Source organism: Spirochaetota bacterium, assembly GCA_030154445.1.
Taxonomy (GTDB): Bacteria; Spirochaetota; Brevinematia; order Brevinematales; family Brevinemataceae; genus Brevinema_A.
In genome coordinates this window covers 68,685-86,167 of record JAGUQW010000006.1, presented here as the reverse complement: position 1 = coordinate 86,167, position 17,483 = coordinate 68,685, and the positions used below count along the sequence as shown (strand labels likewise).

Here is a 17,483-nt window from a genome sequence, read left to right as displayed (position 1 = left end):
AAAGAAGAGTATTAAAATAACTGAGAAAGAATATTTTGAATTTGGCTATGAAGAGCCTCTTTTTCTCCATCATTATTGAGGACAAAATCGGCTAATATTTTATGCTCTTGGATATCTTGTTGAGAAGAGAGAACTTTGTCTATCCAAGAGATAGTATGCCCTCTGTTGATAAGACGTTGGTAGAGAATATCATGAGTTGTTTCTATATAAATAAGATGCGTATACGGAATACTATGTCTCACTTTATAAAAAAAAGCACCTTCTATAATAGTATGATTATCATGTTGAGCTAACAACTTTTTTGTTTTGTGAATAATAATAGGATAAGAAAATTTTACTAAGTCAGACATTTTTTGAGGATCATTAAAGACTAGAGCACCAAGTTTATTTCTATCAATCTGATTGTATTCTATTATTTGATCGCCAAATAATTGTACTATTTCATCCCTATATTCATCAATTACTTGATGACCTAAAAGATCTTGATTAATATAAGTCCATTTTTTGGATACAAAAAATTGAGACACCGTGCTTTTGCCTGTACCCACTTGCCCGTACAATCCTATAATACAAGCTTTATTCATTGACAGTACTAATTGTTGGGAAAAACATCTCCCGTAAGTTAATAGATTTTTTTGCAGGTTTAGGCACATAATACCCACTAGACACTATCCCACTTACTCCAAAACGCTCTAATTTTAAAACAGTATCTATCCATAAATCAGGGATATCAGAATAATCATAACCAGTATACTCTACTATGTATTCTAAAGGTGAAGAGTTCTTAATAAATGTATATAAATCCAAAATCTGATCTGCATTTTCATTTGCTTGAAAATATTTACCATGAGAATCTTCAGCCATTTTTGTCCAAAATTCTGTGTTTTTAGTACCAAAATTAATTATATAGATAGGAATACTATTTTGATCTGCATAAGTATTGATAACATCAGATCCGTATTCAGAAAAAGAATCTTGATATCCTTCTCCAGAGGTAAAGATAATAATAGCTCTATTTTCAAAACTATTTAATAACGATGTCACAGCATCATAAATAGGTACATCCCAAGAAATAGGAAGTTCTGATTTTGGTTGATGATTAGTAATAAAAGTCCATATTTTTGAAACACTAGCTATTTGAAATTTTGAACGATATGTTTTTTCATCTAACATAGATACATCGATTTGATCAGCTCCAGAAGTATTACTTAAAAAAGTTTTTAAATAATACTCTAGTTGAGGAACATAAGTTTGTGCTGCTAAACTATTATCAATGATAATAGATAATTTCATATTACTTCTATAAGTATCCATATTATTAACTAATAAATCAGGAACAGCTTGATCAAATTCTGTCAATCCTAATTCTTCTTTAGAAAGTCCAGTGATAGGAGAATCATCTTTATTTCGTACTCTTATAACAGAATAAATATAAGGATATTTATCTGTAAGAACTTGTGGCACTTCTATATTAACATTTCCATATATTCCCTGAAGAGGTGTATAAATAGCGATTTTTTCACTATTGAAATCAGTACGCCACACAATTTTATCTTTATCTTTAATCATATCAAAGGGGGTTACTAATTTATCACCCGTAACAAAGGAGCTTGTTGTTTTAGAAATAGTATTATAAATATAAAGATATCCTGTAGCATCAGAAATATATAACTTATCATCTTCTAAATACAAGCCTCTTGGTTCTTTTAAAAATTGTTGCCCAATATTAGTGATAAAATTACCATTATTATCAAACAAAACAACTCGTCCTTGTTGATTTTTATCAATATCACTTACATATATAATATCTTTTGTTATTTCAATATCTGTTGGTCTATATAAGTACTTTTCTCCAAAAGAATAAACATGCGAACCATCTGGAAGAAACTTTTGTATTCGACTATTACCATTATCTACAATATAAAGATACTGATCATACGAAATAGCCAAGCCCATAGGTCCAGATATTTGATTCGATAAAGAACCACTTTCTCCAAAACTCAATACTACACTACCAAAATTATCTCTATTAAAGGCAAAAATTTTATTTTTTTTATAATCAGCAACATATAACAAATTACTATAAATTGCCAAGCCCATGGGAATCTCTAAAACAGATGGTAAAAACAAACGAGATCCATATTTACTGACAATATTATTAGCATTATTCAAAACAACTACTTGTTTTTTACCTATAGAAGACACATATTTAAGATCTCTAGCACTATCATAAGTAACAAAAGAAGTTCTAAAGATATCATGTCCCCCTTGCGTAAATCCATCGTAGTATTCTCTAAAAATATAAGGGTTTTCATAGTCATAACCTTCATCCAAAGATATTTTGAAATAAAGACTATTTAGCTGTTCTATTACTTGATGATCAGCAACCCCTAAACGAACCAATTCTTCCCAAATTTTTATAGCACTCTGAGTATAACCAGCGTACAAATATGATAAGCCTAAACGATACTTTGCAGCATGATTTAGTGGCTCATAAGATAAAGCTAATTCAAACGCTTGAATAGCTACTGCATATTTTCTTTCATTAAAAAGTGCTATACCATTTTTCATTTCTTGTGTGGAAAGACTTACATTAACAACATTTTGTGTATATGTGGGAATAAAAAAAGTAACACTAATAAAAAATAGGATATTGTAAATTATTTTTTTCAAAATTTTCACCTTTTCTTTATATAATATAACATTATATTATATAATATTATATTATACAATTTTGTAACTAAACACATTTAATAATTAACCGATATAAAATTATTATTTCAAATAATGAGGACTATAATGACATTTAAATATTTTTCTATTATAATACTCAGTTTTATGATTTTACTACCATACAATACTATTTACAATCAAGATCTCGCCTCTCCACAAAATAGTAAAACTAAACTAAACCTTGCTTCTAAGAAGATTCCTTTGTTAAATTTAACAACATCTATCTTCGAAGAATTACAAGAGACTGTATGGATAACTTCAGATATAAAAAGCAATAAGGATCTATATGTTATTTTTAATGACAATCAATATGGAAGAGTATCTGTAACACGAGGCGCAGTTGCAAAATATCCAACAGAATCCTATCCTATAAAATTTATTCAAGAAGGCCCCTATCCTAATTCTGGTATTTTTGTGATTCCTTCTCAAAAGAAAATACTATATTATTCTTTTTATTTTCTAAATCAATATTATTTATTAATATCTCCTGGATACAATCAAATAGAACCTTTATTAAAACTTACCATCCCAGAATATTTCAAAGATGGTTATATTTTACAGCTAGTATATTAAAAAAAATCATATTAATACTTGATATCACCTTTTAAAATATCTTATTATATATTATACTATTACTAAAAAATAGACAACGAATATTTTTCTGTCTATTTTTTATTTTTTTTTGCGTAATATGTTGACATTTTAATCAATATGATATAAAATAATACAATAGGGTTTAATATGTATAAAAATTATAGGAGATACAAAAAATGTTGAGGAATATTTTTCTTGTACTAGTATTATCAATAGCTGTGCAAACAACATCTTACACACAAGAACAAAAGCCCAATGTTAATAAGGCGCTTAGTGTGTATGTATGTGGTGGATCAGGGAATATCAATCCACAAGCTGGGAAGTTACTCAATCTATGGTCTGAATCAGGAATGAATTATTCCCAAAATTTTGCTAATGCAAAATGGTTATCAGTAGATACTACTATAGCCCTTTGTACAGAGACTGGATCTCTAAATACAGCTCACAATGGTGATACAGTGGGATCACCTACAGCAAGTTATGATATTGTAGGTTATGGATTAATTAATCTTAATTTTGATAAATACTTTACTCTAGGAGTTCATACAACAGGTCGTATGGATGCAGCTTTGAAATATAAATTGAATTTTACTGATAATCAATCATTCTCAATAAAAAATACTTATGAGTTTTATTTCACAGGAAATTCTTTATACGCTACTCTTCAAACAGCAGAAAAGGGTAATACTCGCCATATTATTAACTATATAGATATAAGAACAGCTTATGCTGTGGCATTTCATCCTAGATGGGCTTTCGAAACTGAAGCAAGATTCAGAACTAAAGGTAGTGCATCTCTTAACGGAAAAGCTGATTCTGGAAAAGCATTAGCAGAGAATTTTAATATTAGATGGAATAACACCTTATATTATAGTGATCCTAATGGTTTTGGTGGATATTTACAATTCCGTTATGAGCCAACAAATATTATAACTAATATTAAACATAATCTTAAATTATCTGGTGGAATATCTTATTCATACGATCTGTCTGCCCTATAAGATATAATTCTCATTGACAAGATCCAATAAAATTTAACCCCCCCCCTATTTATATAGGGGGGGGGTCTTGTTGAAATATACAGATTAATATGGGGAAATCTTGAACATGACAGCAGATAAAGGGCCAATATTTATTAGTAAAGAATTCTCTTGATCTTGCCATGAAATTTTTTCTGTATATATATATTGATCATTCAATATATTTGCTCCACCATAGTGAGAGCTATCACTATTAAAAATTTCTCTATAAGATCCTGATACAGGAGTTCCCACCCTATAGTGTTCTTTAATAATAGTATTCAAATTCAATACAATCAATATTTTATTTCCTATATAATCTTCTCTCACCCATATCAATAATCCAGATTCAGTATTATCACAATCTATCCATTGAAAAGTACTTGAATCACTATCTATTTGATAAAGAGCAGATTCTGTATTATAGAGATGATTGAGATCTTTTATCAAATAACGCATTCCTGTATGCAGTGCATAACTGTTCAAATGCCAATCAATAGATTGAGATTCACACCATTCTTGCCATGGAGCCCATTCTTGACCAGCAAACAATAATTTTTTACCAGGATATGCCCACATATAACTATACATTAATCGTAAATTTGCAAATTTTTCCCAATCATTACCAGGCATTCGATCTAATAAAGTTCCTTTTCCATGCACCACTTCATCGTGAGAAAAGGGAAGTACAAAGTGCTCATTAAAAGCATACATTAAGGAAAAAGTTATTTCTTGATGATGCCATGATCGAAACAGAGGATCTATAGAAAAATAATTCAAAGTATCATTCATCCATCCCATATTCCATTTGTATGTAAAACCCAATCCTCCTTCAGAAATAGGCGCTGTAACTTTTGGATAAGAGGTTGACTCCTCTGCAATAGTCATTACATTAGGATAATAACGCTCGATCTCCGTATGAAGAGATTGTAAAAATTTTATAGCTTCTAAATTTTCACGACATCCATATTTGTTAGGAATCCACTCCCCGTCTTTACGAGAGTAATCCAAGTATAACATAGACGCTACTGCATCTACTCTCAAACCATCTATATGAAAAACATCTAACCAATACAAAGCACTTCCTATCAAAAACTGACTCACTTCACTACGACCATAATTAAAGATATAAGTACCCCAATCATTATGCCATCCTAATTTGGGATCTTCATGTTCGTATAATGCTGTTCCATCAAAATTACCCAAGCCATGGGCATCATTAGGAAAATGTGCCGGTACCCAATCCAGTATAACACCTATACCACATTTGTGTAGATAATCAACAAAACACATAAAATCATTAGGAGAACCATAACGAGCTGTCGGAGCATAATAACCTGTTACTTGATAACCCCAAGATCCATCAAAAGGATATTCTAAAATACCTATTAATTCTACATGAGTAAATCCATGTTCCAAAATATATTCCGCCAAAGGAATAACAATTTCACAATATGATAAAGAATTGTTTTTTTCATCTCTTATCCACGAATCCAAATGACATTCATAAATACTCAATGCTTGATTTATATGATTACTCCGTGATTGTACCCATTCTTGATCACCCCATGTATCTTGTAATTGATAAGTAATAGAAGCTGTATTTGGTCTCAATTCTGTACAAAAAGCAAAAGGATCACTTTTTTCTACAATAGATCCATTTATAGATTCAACAGCAAATTTATATTTTACAGAATGTACCACCTCAGGTAAAAAAAATTCCCAGACACCTGTGCTATTACGAGTACGCATATAAAATCTATTTTTATCCCAATTATTAAATTCTCCTATAAGACGAACACTCTTAGCATTAGGTGCCCAAACAGCAAATACTGTTCCTGTAATTCCTTGACAGTCTGTTATATGAGCCCCTAGTATTTCCCAAACTCGTCTATGAGTTCCTTCAGAAAACAAATATAAATCATAATCGCTAATCACAGGAGGGAAAGAATAAGGATCTTTTTCTATCCATTCATAATCATCTTTTTTATATTTTAATATATAATCTATTTTGTCCTCTAATTCTGTATAAAAAAATCCATCTCTATTTTTAAGTACTACTATTTCTTGATTATTATTTCTATTACAAATTTTCACAGAATCAGCATCATTAGGTAGTATTCTAATATAATATCTCTTTTCTATTTTTTGTATACCTAGCACTGAGAAAGGATTTGATCGAATTTCTTTCCATAATTCATTCAACAACATACGAACCTCACAATAGTTATCTAATTTATATATAATCATTTTTTTATTCTATGACAAATATTTTTATTTTTATTTTTATTTTTATTTGAAATTTTATGAATTATTGATTATATTCAAAATAGATTGTTACAAAGGAGGGCTAAGATATGCCATTAGAATCTATAAAAAAAGAAATTGAGAAAGAAATTGAATCTACAAAATGCTTTGTCGAACTCGCTATTTCAGCTCAAAAATGTGGTTATACAAAAGCTGCAAAATTTTTCATTACGGAAGCACAAGAAGATTGTGAACATGCATTTTTATATGCAAGAGAATTGGATAAATACAATGAAGAATTGGATGATAATAAAAATATTGTAGAAATTACTAAAGCTTTCTATGAGCTCGAATACGGTGCTATAGAAAGAATTAGTGATATGTACAAAGAAGCTCAAAAAAAAGATCTTCGTAGTATTTATCCTTTCATCTCAGATATGATGTCCAAACATTCTGAAGATTGTTATAAAGCTAAAAAACTACTCCAAAAAATCAGTATTTTATTTTCTGCTGATTCCATATCTGATATAGAAACTCTATTTGAAGATGAACAGAGTAACGATAATACCTAAATAACAATTAATCTATTGCATCACATACCAAAATCATCTATAATAAACTATATAAAGTTTATTATTAGGAGATTACAATGGCACTACAATTAATCAAAGATGAAGTCTTGAAAGAAATGGAAGCTGTAAAATGTTTTATTGATTTAGCAATCAAAGCTCAAAAAGCAGGTTATGAAAAAGCTGCAGAATATTTTTTAACACAAGCTCAAGAAGATTGCCACCATGCTTTCAAATATGCTAAAGAATTAGATAAGCACGGTGAAGTTCCTGGAGATATGACGATCACTGCTATCGTACAAAAATTCTTGAATTTGGAAAAAGATGCTACTACTAGAGTTTTAGCAATTCAAGATCAAATTTTAGCTGAAAATAACAAAGCATTGTTGCCTTTCACCATGGAAGTATTAAAAGATCATTCTGATGAAGCATACATAGCACAAAAACTTCTTCAAAAAGTAATTATTCTTGATAAACAAGAAGCACTCAATGATATTGAAGAACTTTTTACACAATTATTAGAAAAATAATAATTTTTTAAATGGTAATAAAAAAAGCACATACAAATTTGTATGTGCTTTTTTATATTGTATTTTCAATAATATCCAGAATTTTTATTGAATTTCTCACTACTATAATCTATAATTAGTGTATACAAATATATTCAATTATAAATATATTAGGAGTACACAAATGAAAAAAATATTACTTAGCTCTGTATTCTTTATTACAATCTCTTGTAGTAATAATTCACAAATAACACTGGAACAAGTTCCCGATAATTCTACAATTATTAAATCTAATAATTTTCTCAAAATAAATCCTTACCTTATTACTCCCCTTTCTGCAGAATTACATATTCAAGCTCCTAATACAGATTTAACTATTACTGTAAAAGGACAAGATGGTGAAGATTCTGATTTATCTTATACTTGGAAAAATGCTACTAATACTACTTTTCCAATTTTAGGGATGTATTTTGAATACACTAATACTATTATTATTTCAACTCCCGCTTTATCCAAAACTATTCAAATAGTTATTACTAATCGAGCATCAGAGTATATTACATCTATAGAAGTTTTAGTCAATAATAGACCTATTAACGAAGAACGCAAAAATTTTCTAAATTTTTTTAATCCTGTATCTAGTTTAAAAGATCTTTTTGCTACAGATAATTATGGCAAAATTAGATGGTATCTTTCTAGTACTAATGAACTACACGCCATGAAATTCAATACTAGTAATAACGAAGTTCAATTTTCTATACTAAATACTGTCGCTCCAGAAGTGCTTACATACAATATGCTAGGCAAGCTAGTTAATATTGTAAAAGGACCAAAAGAGCCTGTCTATAATGTAAAAGAAGCGGACAAAAGATATCATCACGATTTCTTTTATAGAGATAATGGAAATATAATTATTCTTGATAAATCTCAATATGGTGTTGAAGATGCGATATTAGAAGTTGACTCCAAAGGTACTATCGTCAAAGAAATACGAATTGGTGATTGGATTAGAAAAACTGTTAATAATGATCCTAAAGATAATACAGGATTAGAAAATTTTATTTTTGACTCAGAAGATAATCCTTTTGATGAATACGCCTCAGGAATTAGATATCCTGGAATGCCTAAAAAACAAAATGCTATTGATTGGGCTCATATTAACGCTATAGATTTTGATGAACAAACTGATACTATTTATTTATCTTTCCGTCAACATGGTATTTTTGCCTTTGATTATAACACTGAAACACTAAAATGGATTTTTATCAGAAAAGATTATACTATACCTTTTACGAATCGTTTATTTTACAATCTTCCTGATACCATGGATTATGTTTATAATATTCCATTATTAGCAAAATATATTCTAAAAGGAATAAATGGTCCAGATCATACTCACAGTATCTCTTTTCTTTCAAACAATCAATTTATGGTATTTGATAACTCTGGTGATGATGGTAATTATCCAGCTGAAGGCTCTCGTCTGTTAGTATTCTCTGTCAATGACGAAACAAAAACTGCAACATTAGATTGGGAATATAGGCATACAAACCAAGATGGTACTTTAGTATATTCACAAATTGTTTCTGATATAGACAAAACTCCATTTAATTCTTATATAGGAACTTTTGGAACAATAGCTCCTTTTCCTTATATAGAAATCGATGCAAATAATAAAGTTATTTTTGATATGAGATTAAATCTTACAGCTCGTGGTACTGGAGAAAGTGATGTAGCATTACCTATTGCTTGTCCAACATCTAGACTTATGCAAAATGGAGTAGTTTTATACAGATCAGATTATAATTCTATTTATCCAAGCGTTTATAAATCTATTGATTAAATTTAATAATAAATATCAAACAAAACCCCCAAAAAAAAAATTTTGGGGGTTTTTGTATATCATATATAATTTGTATAGTTGTTTAAGGAATCTCTACTCTTTGTAGAATTTGATCAATAAGACTATCTGAAGTTAATCCTTCAGCTTCAGCTTCAAAAGAAATCAACAATCTATGTCTCAACACTTCATGAGCAACACTTTTAATATCTTCTGGAATGACATATGCTCTTCCATCAAAAAATGCTTCCGCTTTAGCCGCTTTAAGAAATGCCAAAGATGCTCTTGGTGAAGCTCCAGCACGAATATATTCTGATTTTATTTGTACACCTTCTGGATCACGAGTAGCATAGACAAGATTCACAATATATTCCATGATTTTTTCATCAGCATAAATTTGTTTTACAAAATTTTGTAGATCAAGCACTTGTTCTTTGGAAACAATTTTTTTCGGTTCTGGAATAATCATACCTCCCATACGAGAAATAATTCTTTTTTCCTCAGCTCTTGTCGGATAATGAGCAATTACTTTTAATAAAAAACGATCCATTTGAGCTTCAGGAAGAGGATAAGTTCCCTCTTGTTCTATAGGATTTTGAGTAGCCATTACTAAAAATGGATCTGGTAATCTATAAGTATTATCACCAATAGTAATTGTTTTTTCTTGCATAGCTTCTAATAAAGCTGCTTGAACTTTTGCTGGAGCACGATTTATTTCATCTGCTAAAACAAAATTTGTAAATACTGGTCCTTGTTTTACTTCAAAATTTCCAGAACCTTGATTATAAATCAATGTTCCACGAATATCAGCAGGAAGCATATCAGGAGTAAATTGAATTCTATTAAAATCCAGATCTAAAATTTTTGCAAGAGTACTGATAGATAATGTTTTTGCTAATCCTGGCAATCCCTCAATAAGAATATGCCCGCCAGTCAATAAACCCATCATCAAATATTTATAAACTAATTTTTGACCTACGATAATTTTTTCATATTCCAGTTCAATTTGAGTAAGTATTTCTTTTTTTTGTACTGCTAATTCTGTAATACGACGAATATCTGTATCCATAATTATTCCTCCTAGTGTTTTTTTAATAACTAATCATTGATAAAAGACCTAAAATAAATAATTTCAAAGCATAGGTATGCTTGGCATTTAATCTATAAAAATTAAAATTAATACTAATAGCTGTAATAGTACATAGTACCAGCATAAATCCTATACCCAGACCTAACGAATAAACAATACTATCCATAGCTCCAAAATTTTTCCCTATAATCACCGAACAAATTAAAGGTAAGATAGCATCTCCTCTACGAATAAATCCTATAACAGATTCTTCTAGACGAGACTTTGGTAATAAAAAACCGATTATAACACTAAATATCACTTCGAATCCTATTAGTACAATTAATAAGAACAGTTCTTTTCCAGGAAATATGAACCAAGGTTTTAAAATAATCATAATAATAGTTTGCATCAATAAAAAAAGAATTATCCTTAAACCAACCCAAAAAGATTCACTTAAAGTATAAGTAAATAATACAATTGTACCCAATCCAATAGCATGCCAAACAAATATATTTTCAAAAAAAATTCCTGAAAAGAAAATACTTAAGAAACTCATTGTATTTTTTCTCCTTTGTTTGAAGGAGCAAGTCCCATTATTCCAATAAGTATAGCTATAATAAAAAAGATCATTGCTCTTATATTAATTACTGAAAACCAAGAATATTTTTTATTATTTATAATATTTTCAAAAACAGAATCGCCACCAAAATTGTAAATTTCACCAAAAGAACCAAATTTAAAATTCAATGATCCATGTAACATTAAATCTCTAATACAAGAAAAAAGAACCACCAAGATCGCTGATATAAATGCTTCGATAAAAGGAGTAGATTCTCTCTCATGTTCATGATCTTCTAACCAACCTATTAACATTGAAGTAGCTGTCATTGATGCAGGAAAAACAAAGGCTAATTCTTTGTATAATCTCCAATCTACCATACCCACCAATAGCACATACAATGTACCACTACATACTCCCAAAAAAGAAGTAATATAAAAAGCATCTATCGTTTGTATTCTTTTTTTTAATAAATCAATAACCATTGATAAAAAAGGATATAAAATTAAAATTCCTATTCCAGCAATAACGCCTTGGTAGGCACTATTCATTGTAAAAATTAAAGGATGCAAGCAAAATCTAACTAATGGACCATGAGAAATGTGTTGTTTCATATTACTCTCTTTTATTCTTAATAAACTCACTATAAATTTTAGAGCCTTTTCTAAAAGCATCTACAACTCTATAACTGACAAAAGGGTTTTTATTACTATATTGTTTAATTTTATTTTCATCTAAAATTTCTGTCATATTATTAATATTTTGATCTATCAATAATTCTCTGAATTGACTATCAATATAATAAGAATGAGCTGTAACTAGTTTGACTATCTTTACATCTTTAATAATATCGTCTTTTACCAACAGTAATATATTGATATATGTTCTATATAGACTAGAATCACTATTAATAATGTAGGATGTTTCACCTTGAATATCTTCTACTTTAAATATATTTGTAAAGTTACTTTTTTGAACACGATATGTAGGGAAAAAATCTCCTACCACATTTAGAAAATATTCACTCTCTCTTTGTTCAAAAATATTATTAGGAAATAAACTCAAAGTAAAAAAAACACTCCAGATCATTGTTATACCAATAATAATTCTTGTAATATATTTTGTTGATATTGTGAATCTCAATTTCTCTGGTACATCACTAACTTTTTTTGATATTCCAAAAACAGGTTTTTTACAAATAATTTCTATCAACGCTGCACTAATATTTATTATTATTACTGCAAAAATATGATTAATAATATAATAAGATTTATAAAACATCATTGACGCTATCACAGCTGTGATAATTGTAGCAATATATCGTCCTTTTTTGTTATTAATAGGAATATTATTAGCAATAATAAAAACAGAAGAAAACCATAATGAAATATTAAATACAAATCCTTGTAGTAAAATTTTTATCGCATCAGGATTTCCAATTAATTGTAAATAATAAATCAATAAAAAAACAAAACTATATAATATTGGAATGATAGGATCTATAATTTTACTAAATGACAACATAATATATGCTAACAAAACAACAAATATAGATCCAACACTTATATTAAAAGAGTAAGGGGCTATCATTATATAAAATAAATCTTTAGGATTTTGAACAAAAATATCTATATAATTTGTTATTAATTCTGTATAAGCTGAGATACTATTACTATATAAAAAGGTTTTTTCAGGTACTTGAGCAATAATATGATTTGCATCGATTAGTGCTGTTAAAAAAGAAGAATTACCAAGTATTGTATTAGCTTTTTGTACCATAAAAATAAGATAAGGAAGGGTAAAAGTTGGCTCAGTAGTATATTGTTGAATAGATCCTACTAATACACCTAATAAAACAGGGGTAACAATAGGTCTACCATTTACTGATAATACACCTATACCAAATATCATCATAGCTGCAACACCTATAATATTAGCGTATATAGATGTCTGAGGAGATATAATAAGAACATAATTAAGTATAGATATCTGCCATAATAAAGTATTAAAAAATAGATTTTTATCAAAAAATTGATAAAACCATACTATACAATACCCAGCAATGTAAGCAATTAATAATTGTTTTAGAACACTATAGCCAAAAAAGAATAGCGAACAAAATAATATAATATTTAAAATAAAGAGATGTTTTTTTTGTTGATTTTCTGTTGTTACTGTGTCATGTAAAAATGGAGCTTCGGATACTACTTTATCAAAAACTTTAAGCATTAAAACTATCCTTATTTATTATTTGTCCCTCTTTTATAATTTTTCCTAATGGAATAAATGATGGACAAACATAGCTACATAAATTACAATTAATACATTCTTGTAAATAATTATCATAAGCCCTATCATATTCTTTATTATTAATAAAATCTACTAATTTTATTGGCTCAAGTCTAATAGGACAAACTTCTACACAAGCAGTACAATGCACACAATATTGTTCTTCTGGGATAGTAATAGCACCCTCAAAAATCATGATGGCATTCATATTCTTCACAAGCGCTTTTTCTTTTTCTAATGACTGTCCTTGAAGAGGACCCCCAGAAAACATCACATAGGAATTTTCTAATGAAAAAGGACGCATAAATTTTGAAATAGGTGTCCCTATTTTTATACGAAACACACCATAAGCTAAACTATACGCTCCATCTACTGTGATAACTCTATCAGTTACGGGCTTTTCATAAAATAAGGCTTCATATATAGCATAAAATATAGTAGGAGTAAATACTACTACGCCAGCATCAGAACATAACTGACTATCATTTAATTCTTTGTTGAAAAGTTCTTTAATCAGTATTTTATTATGATTTAAAGGATAAAAACTGTTTAATTCTACTACTGTTTTGGTGTTATCAAAAATAAATTGTTCTATAGTTTCTTTCAGTTGTTTGTTTTTAGATATTGCAAAAACTACATTTTTAGCATTGAGTATTAATCTTAGTTGATGAGCAGCTTGCATTATTTCTCTAGTTTTTTCTAACAAGAGGACACTTTCTCCGACTAAAAATGGTTCTCCATCAATAGCGTTAATAACAACAGTATCTATTTGACCTTTAGCACAAGCTTCAATTAATTTTTCATTAATAGAATACTTATTATCCCATACTTCCAATCCATTAATTCCAGCATTATATATTCTATTGATAAGAATATCTGCTGGTAATCCTACAGGAGAAGACGTATTATATACTTTGGGTTTGCATGTTTTATCTGTTTTTAAAACAAGATACTTTTGTTGATGATGATACTGTATATCTTTTATTATACCACATACAGGACTATGTGTTAAAAGATGTTTTTTAGAATTAGAAATCAATACCTGACCTTCAGATACAATATCTCCTATAGTAACATGAAGCTCTCCATCAATAGCCATAAAATAAAAATCATGAATAATATCATTTTGAATAGATTTATTTTTACACCGATCTTGAGAAACTAACTTCATTATTACCTCTATATTCCTGTAGAACACCTATTATTATTATATCATATTACATAAAAAAGTCAATATATTCAAACAGATCTCATTAAATTAATAAAAAAAACATAATTCATTTACAAAAGCATCTATTATGTAGTATAATTAAAAAAATACACTATGAGGAATTTATGGAAAATAAAACTCAACAAAAAGAACAAATATCTCAAAAAACATATTTTCAGAAAAAAAAACATAAAAACAAATCTCATAAAAAAGAACAAAGTAACCTTAAATGGGATATTGAAAAAACCTCTCGTGATATTAGTATACCCATTACCAAATCTGATCTTATGACTATTTTAGACGCCGTTGATCCTGAAGAATTATTAATGACATCTCTTGTAAAACAGAGTAAAATAATAAAAGTATTAACTACCACTACTACTAAAAAAAATACTATAGACACAGATGATTTTATAGATCCTATCATAGAACCTGCTACCATCGTCAAAATAGATCTAACCCAGACATGTCCTATTTGTAGTAAACCTATCAAAGAGATCATGTATGCTTTACATGATTATGATCATGATAGTTTAGCACATTTTGATTGTGTATATAAAAAAGTAACAACTTCAGTCAAAGAAAAACTCATAACTAATAGATATCTTGCTTATTTAGGTAGCGGATCTTTTGGTATTATGGAATCTGACAAAGATAAAAAAATACAACTCATCGAAAAAATATATCCTGGTGCTCCTCTTGAAGAGCTTCTTCATGGTGAAGATCAACAAAAATTATTGGATGAAGAATTGTAATAATGCAAAGACTTTGTGAAGGGATTATTTTATCTAAAAAAGGATTTGGTGATGGACATTTAATTTTAAATTTTCTTGATTCTGAATTTGGCAAAATCACATTAACATCTTATGGTACTGCTTTAGAAACAGGAAAAAGAAGAGCCTTATTATTATCTGGATCTTTTATAGAAGGTCTTATTACCAATAATAAAAAAAACGATCGCTATCTATTAAGTGATTCTAAAATTATTTTTGCCATGGATAATATTAGAGAAGATCTCAAACCTATGGGCTTTGCTTTTTTTACTTTAGAAATTTTAGATATGTTAGTTATGGAAGGCGATTTGTTTCCTTATTATTCAGATTTATATACTGCTTTCACACTATTTGATGCAAGTTTAGATGAAAAATATTTACTATTTTTTTTAGCTAAATTTTTGAATGGAGAATCTTGGTTAGATATTCCAGAACAAGAAAAATTACAAAAACAAAGTAAACGATTTATTTTTGATGCCCTTACACACCCTATAGAATTTCTTCAAGGTAAAAATATTTCTAACTCTCGTCGACATGAATTATCTTATTTTTATGCACATGCTATTAAAAGAGCCAAATATATTATGCCTCATTCTATAGAACTACTACGTTTTCATGAATTATAATTTATAACAATCAATAAAAAAACACCTTCTAATAAGGTGTTTTTTTATTGATTGTCATTGAGGTTTTTCAATAGCTATAGGTACAAGATGTTCGAAACGAACATTATTTTCACTGATTTCACTATTAGTAGTTGCTATTAGTAACAATTCTTTTTTTCCCATAGCTACATAAGTTTTTTTATTTTCTAATTCATACAATCCTTGCTTTTCTAACTTCAATTTGATAAATTGAGCTATTTTTTGAGATGATGTAGGAGAAAATATTATACTTAGTGAACCATCACCTCTCATTTCTAACTCTGTTCCTTCTGTTACAGATTCTGTAACATATCCTGTAAGTTCTCTTGTGATAAAAGATACCCCTGTTTTACTTAATGTATATGTACCTGAAATATCTCGTAGAAAACTTTTTTCATCTAAATTTGGTGAACAGTAAGTAAAGCCAATAAAAACTATTAATATATTAAATAATTTCCAAATTATATTTTTCATAGAAAACATCCTTAAAGATTATAGTATAAAACAATAGAAAATATTTATCAATTTTATTACTAGTAATCTTATGATATTAAATAAAAATTAATTGATTTTCATTCCAAATAAAGAAACTGTAGAAAAATTAACACCTTCATAATTTTCACTACTATTACCAATATACAACATATCTGTTTGATAAAAAACAGGAACATATCCTACCCCATATGTAGAATCAATAACACAATAGATGGCTTTATTGACCGTAAAAACATGGTACAAACGATAAACTATTGTACTGTTTTCAGAGATATTTCCCTCACTATCCACTATATTTATCACCCCTGCTGTTCTATAACTTTCATAAGTTCCCATTATATTATTAATAAAGTCTTTTCCGGCTGAGATAGAGCAAGAAGAGGTAATAATTAATAATATAAAGAATACACTAATAGTATAATATATTTTTATCATCTTCATAAATATTTCTCCTCAAAAAATTTATATCTTATAAAAATAAGATATAAATTTTTATTGAAAAAATAAAATAAAATTAGACATTATATTATTATAAGAGTATTTTTATATTATATCAAAGGGGGGGAAATGAAAAAATTATTAGTATTATTAGTATTATCTATATTTAGCTCTTGCCAAGATATTACTTATCTTTTTAGACAAAAAGCCAGAGGAACTTATGAACTATTATCTGATCCGTCTATACAATTCTCTATTGATAGCACAGGAAGCATGGCTGGAACACCAGAAACTCAAATGTTTTTTTATCAAGGCATTTCGGACACAGAAGCTATTTATACTAAAAAAAGTAATGGAACTAAATATTATGTTCCAATTAAATTAGATAATATTATTTTATATTATAATACTCCTAATAAATCATCTCATAATATATCTTTTGAGAATATGATACCTTTTGCAAAAAAAATATCATAAATAAATAATAGAGTA

The 17,483-nt window shown here is 28.3% G+C and carries 18 protein-coding genes; 8 read left to right on the top strand and 10 right to left on the bottom strand.

All coding sequences use genetic code 11. The annotated features are described in order from the left end of the window. Positions 1–11: 11 nt before the first annotated feature. Together coaE and KFW21_03645 are read right to left on the bottom strand one after the other, a co-directional pair. A complete protein-coding gene (coaE, locus tag KFW21_03650) occupies positions 12–584 on the bottom strand; it encodes a dephospho-CoA kinase (protein MDK2818528.1) in 573 nt (190 codons plus the stop codon). Then, positions 577–2,673 carry a hypothetical protein gene (locus KFW21_03645; GenBank protein ID MDK2818527.1) on the bottom strand — a complete coding sequence of 699 codons (2,097 nt, stop codon included), beginning with the start codon at positions 2,671–2,673 and terminating at the stop codon, positions 577–579. Before KFW21_03645 ends, coaE begins: the two co-directional genes overlap by 8 nt. A gap of 126 nt (positions 2,674–2,799) precedes the next feature. On the opposite strand from KFW21_03645, the gene KFW21_03640 reads away from it, so the two are divergent. Both KFW21_03640 and KFW21_03635 read left to right on the top strand, forming a co-directional pair. Beyond that, a complete protein-coding gene (locus KFW21_03640; GenBank protein MDK2818526.1) occupies positions 2,800–3,306 on the top strand; it encodes a hypothetical protein in 507 nt (168 codons plus the stop codon). Between the two features lie 197 nt (positions 3,307–3,503). Next, positions 3,504–4,328, top strand: a complete 825-nt coding sequence (locus KFW21_03635) for a hypothetical protein (GenBank protein MDK2818525.1) — start codon at positions 3,504–3,506, stop codon at positions 4,326–4,328. Positions 4,329–4,412: 84 nt separating this feature from the next. On the opposite strand, the gene glgB is transcribed toward KFW21_03635, so the two are convergent. Further along, entirely contained in the window at positions 4,413–6,557 is a 2,145-nt protein-coding gene (gene glgB / locus KFW21_03630; protein MDK2818524.1) for a 1,4-alpha-glucan branching protein GlgB, read from the bottom strand. Between the two features lie 146 nt (positions 6,558–6,703). Between glgB and KFW21_03625 the strand changes: the two genes are divergently transcribed. The 3 genes from KFW21_03625 to KFW21_03615 all read left to right on the top strand — a co-directional run bounded on the left by KFW21_03625 (position 6,704) and on the right by KFW21_03615 (position 9,514). Then, positions 6,704–7,165 (top strand): hypothetical protein, encoded by a 462-nt coding sequence (locus KFW21_03625; protein MDK2818523.1) that lies wholly within the window; start codon positions 6,704–6,706, stop codon positions 7,163–7,165. 77 nt (positions 7,166–7,242) lie between these two features. Further along, positions 7,243–7,692, top strand: coding sequence for a hypothetical protein (locus KFW21_03620; protein MDK2818522.1), 450 nt, complete (start codon positions 7,243–7,245; stop codon positions 7,690–7,692). Positions 7,693–7,855: 163 nt separating this feature from the next. Next, positions 7,856–9,514 (top strand): aryl-sulfate sulfotransferase, encoded by a 1,659-nt coding sequence (locus KFW21_03615; protein MDK2818521.1) that lies wholly within the window; start codon positions 7,856–7,858, stop codon positions 9,512–9,514. Between the two features lie 82 nt (positions 9,515–9,596). Here KFW21_03615 and KFW21_03610 read toward each other — a convergent pair whose 3' ends face one another. Genes KFW21_03610 through KFW21_03590 form a run of 5 tightly spaced genes read right to left on the bottom strand, consistent with a single transcriptional unit; the run spans position 9,597 to position 14,602 of the window. Continuing rightward, positions 9,597–10,580: a MoxR family ATPase gene (locus KFW21_03610; GenBank protein ID MDK2818520.1), complete on the bottom strand. Its 984-nt coding sequence runs from the start codon at positions 10,578–10,580 to the stop codon at positions 9,597–9,599. Between the two features lie 22 nt (positions 10,581–10,602). After that, positions 10,603–11,139 carry a hypothetical protein gene (locus KFW21_03605; protein MDK2818519.1) on the bottom strand — a complete coding sequence of 179 codons (537 nt, stop codon included), beginning with the start codon at positions 11,137–11,139 and terminating at the stop codon, positions 10,603–10,605. Continuing rightward, positions 11,136–11,756, bottom strand: coding sequence for a hypothetical protein (locus tag KFW21_03600; GenBank protein MDK2818518.1), 621 nt, complete (start codon positions 11,754–11,756; stop codon positions 11,136–11,138). Before KFW21_03600 ends, KFW21_03605 begins: the two co-directional genes overlap by 4 nt. 1 nt (position 11,757) lies before the next feature. Beyond that, positions 11,758–13,371 carry an RnfABCDGE type electron transport complex subunit D gene (locus KFW21_03595; GenBank protein ID MDK2818517.1) on the bottom strand — a complete coding sequence of 538 codons (1,614 nt, stop codon included), beginning with the start codon at positions 13,369–13,371 and terminating at the stop codon, positions 11,758–11,760. Then, positions 13,364–14,602 (bottom strand): 4Fe-4S dicluster domain-containing protein, encoded by a 1,239-nt coding sequence (locus tag KFW21_03590; protein MDK2818516.1) that lies wholly within the window; start codon positions 14,600–14,602, stop codon positions 13,364–13,366. Before KFW21_03590 ends, KFW21_03595 begins: the two co-directional genes overlap by 8 nt. A 164-nt stretch (positions 14,603–14,766) precedes the next feature. Between KFW21_03590 and KFW21_03585 the strand changes: the two genes are divergently transcribed. Together KFW21_03585 and KFW21_03580 are read left to right on the top strand one after the other, a co-directional pair. Continuing rightward, the gene (locus KFW21_03585) at positions 14,767–15,396 is read left to right on the top strand and encodes a hypothetical protein (protein MDK2818515.1); all 630 of its coding nucleotides are present in this window, start codon (positions 14,767–14,769) and stop codon (positions 15,394–15,396) included. Positions 15,397–15,398: 2 nt separating this feature from the next. Beyond that, positions 15,399–16,040, top strand: coding sequence for a hypothetical protein (locus KFW21_03580; protein ID MDK2818514.1), 642 nt, complete (start codon positions 15,399–15,401; stop codon positions 16,038–16,040). A gap of 54 nt (positions 16,041–16,094) precedes the next feature. Here the strand turns inward: KFW21_03580 and KFW21_03575 are convergent, their stop codons facing one another. Further along, entirely contained in the window at positions 16,095–16,532 is a 438-nt protein-coding gene (locus tag KFW21_03575) for a hypothetical protein (GenBank protein ID MDK2818513.1), read from the bottom strand. A gap of 87 nt (positions 16,533–16,619) precedes the next feature. Continuing rightward, positions 16,620–16,994 carry a hypothetical protein gene (locus tag KFW21_03570; protein ID MDK2818512.1) on the bottom strand — a complete coding sequence of 125 codons (375 nt, stop codon included), beginning with the start codon at positions 16,992–16,994 and terminating at the stop codon, positions 16,620–16,622. Positions 16,995–17,120: 126 nt separating this feature from the next. Here KFW21_03570 and KFW21_03565 point away from each other — a divergent pair, with 126 nt between their 5' ends. Beyond that, the gene (locus KFW21_03565; protein MDK2818511.1) at positions 17,121–17,468 is read left to right on the top strand and encodes a hypothetical protein; all 348 of its coding nucleotides are present in this window, start codon (positions 17,121–17,123) and stop codon (positions 17,466–17,468) included. Positions 17,469–17,483: the final 15 nt, after the last annotated feature.

Excerpts from the sequence above, each read along its gene's own strand:
- coaE (MDK2818528.1), bottom strand. The coding sequence starts at position 584 with ATGAATAAAGCTTGTATTATAGGATTGTACGGGCAAGTGGGTACAGGC.
- KFW21_03640 (MDK2818526.1), top strand. The coding sequence starts at position 2,800 with ATGACATTTAAATATTTTTCTATTATAATACTCAGTTTTATGATTTTA.
- KFW21_03635 (MDK2818525.1), top strand. The coding sequence starts at position 3,504 with ATGTTGAGGAATATTTTTCTTGTACTAGTATTATCAATAGCTGTGCAA.
- glgB (MDK2818524.1), bottom strand. The coding sequence starts at position 6,557 with ATGTTGTTGAATGAATTATGGAAAGAAATTCGATCAAATCCTTTCTCA.
- KFW21_03625 (MDK2818523.1), top strand. The coding sequence starts at position 6,704 with ATGCCATTAGAATCTATAAAAAAAGAAATTGAGAAAGAAATTGAATCT.
- KFW21_03620 (MDK2818522.1), top strand. The coding sequence starts at position 7,243 with ATGGCACTACAATTAATCAAAGATGAAGTCTTGAAAGAAATGGAAGCT.
- KFW21_03615 (MDK2818521.1), top strand. The coding sequence starts at position 7,856 with ATGAAAAAAATATTACTTAGCTCTGTATTCTTTATTACAATCTCTTGT.
- KFW21_03610 (MDK2818520.1), bottom strand. The coding sequence starts at position 10,580 with ATGGATACAGATATTCGTCGTATTACAGAATTAGCAGTACAAAAAAAA.
- KFW21_03605 (MDK2818519.1), bottom strand. The coding sequence starts at position 11,139 with ATGAGTTTCTTAAGTATTTTCTTTTCAGGAATTTTTTTTGAAAATATA.
- KFW21_03600 (MDK2818518.1), bottom strand. The coding sequence starts at position 11,756 with ATGAAACAACACATTTCTCATGGTCCATTAGTTAGATTTTGCTTGCAT.
- KFW21_03595 (MDK2818517.1), bottom strand. The coding sequence starts at position 13,371 with ATGCTTAAAGTTTTTGATAAAGTAGTATCCGAAGCTCCATTTTTACAT.
- KFW21_03590 (MDK2818516.1), bottom strand. The coding sequence starts at position 14,602 with ATGAAGTTAGTTTCTCAAGATCGGTGTAAAAATAAATCTATTCAAAAT.
- KFW21_03585 (MDK2818515.1), top strand. The coding sequence starts at position 14,767 with ATGGAAAATAAAACTCAACAAAAAGAACAAATATCTCAAAAAACATAT.
- KFW21_03580 (MDK2818514.1), top strand. The coding sequence starts at position 15,399 with ATGCAAAGACTTTGTGAAGGGATTATTTTATCTAAAAAAGGATTTGGT.
- KFW21_03575 (MDK2818513.1), bottom strand. The coding sequence starts at position 16,532 with ATGAAAAATATAATTTGGAAATTATTTAATATATTAATAGTTTTTATT.
- KFW21_03570 (MDK2818512.1), bottom strand. The coding sequence starts at position 16,994 with ATGAAGATGATAAAAATATATTATACTATTAGTGTATTCTTTATATTA.
- KFW21_03565 (MDK2818511.1), top strand. The coding sequence starts at position 17,121 with ATGAAAAAATTATTAGTATTATTAGTATTATCTATATTTAGCTCTTGC.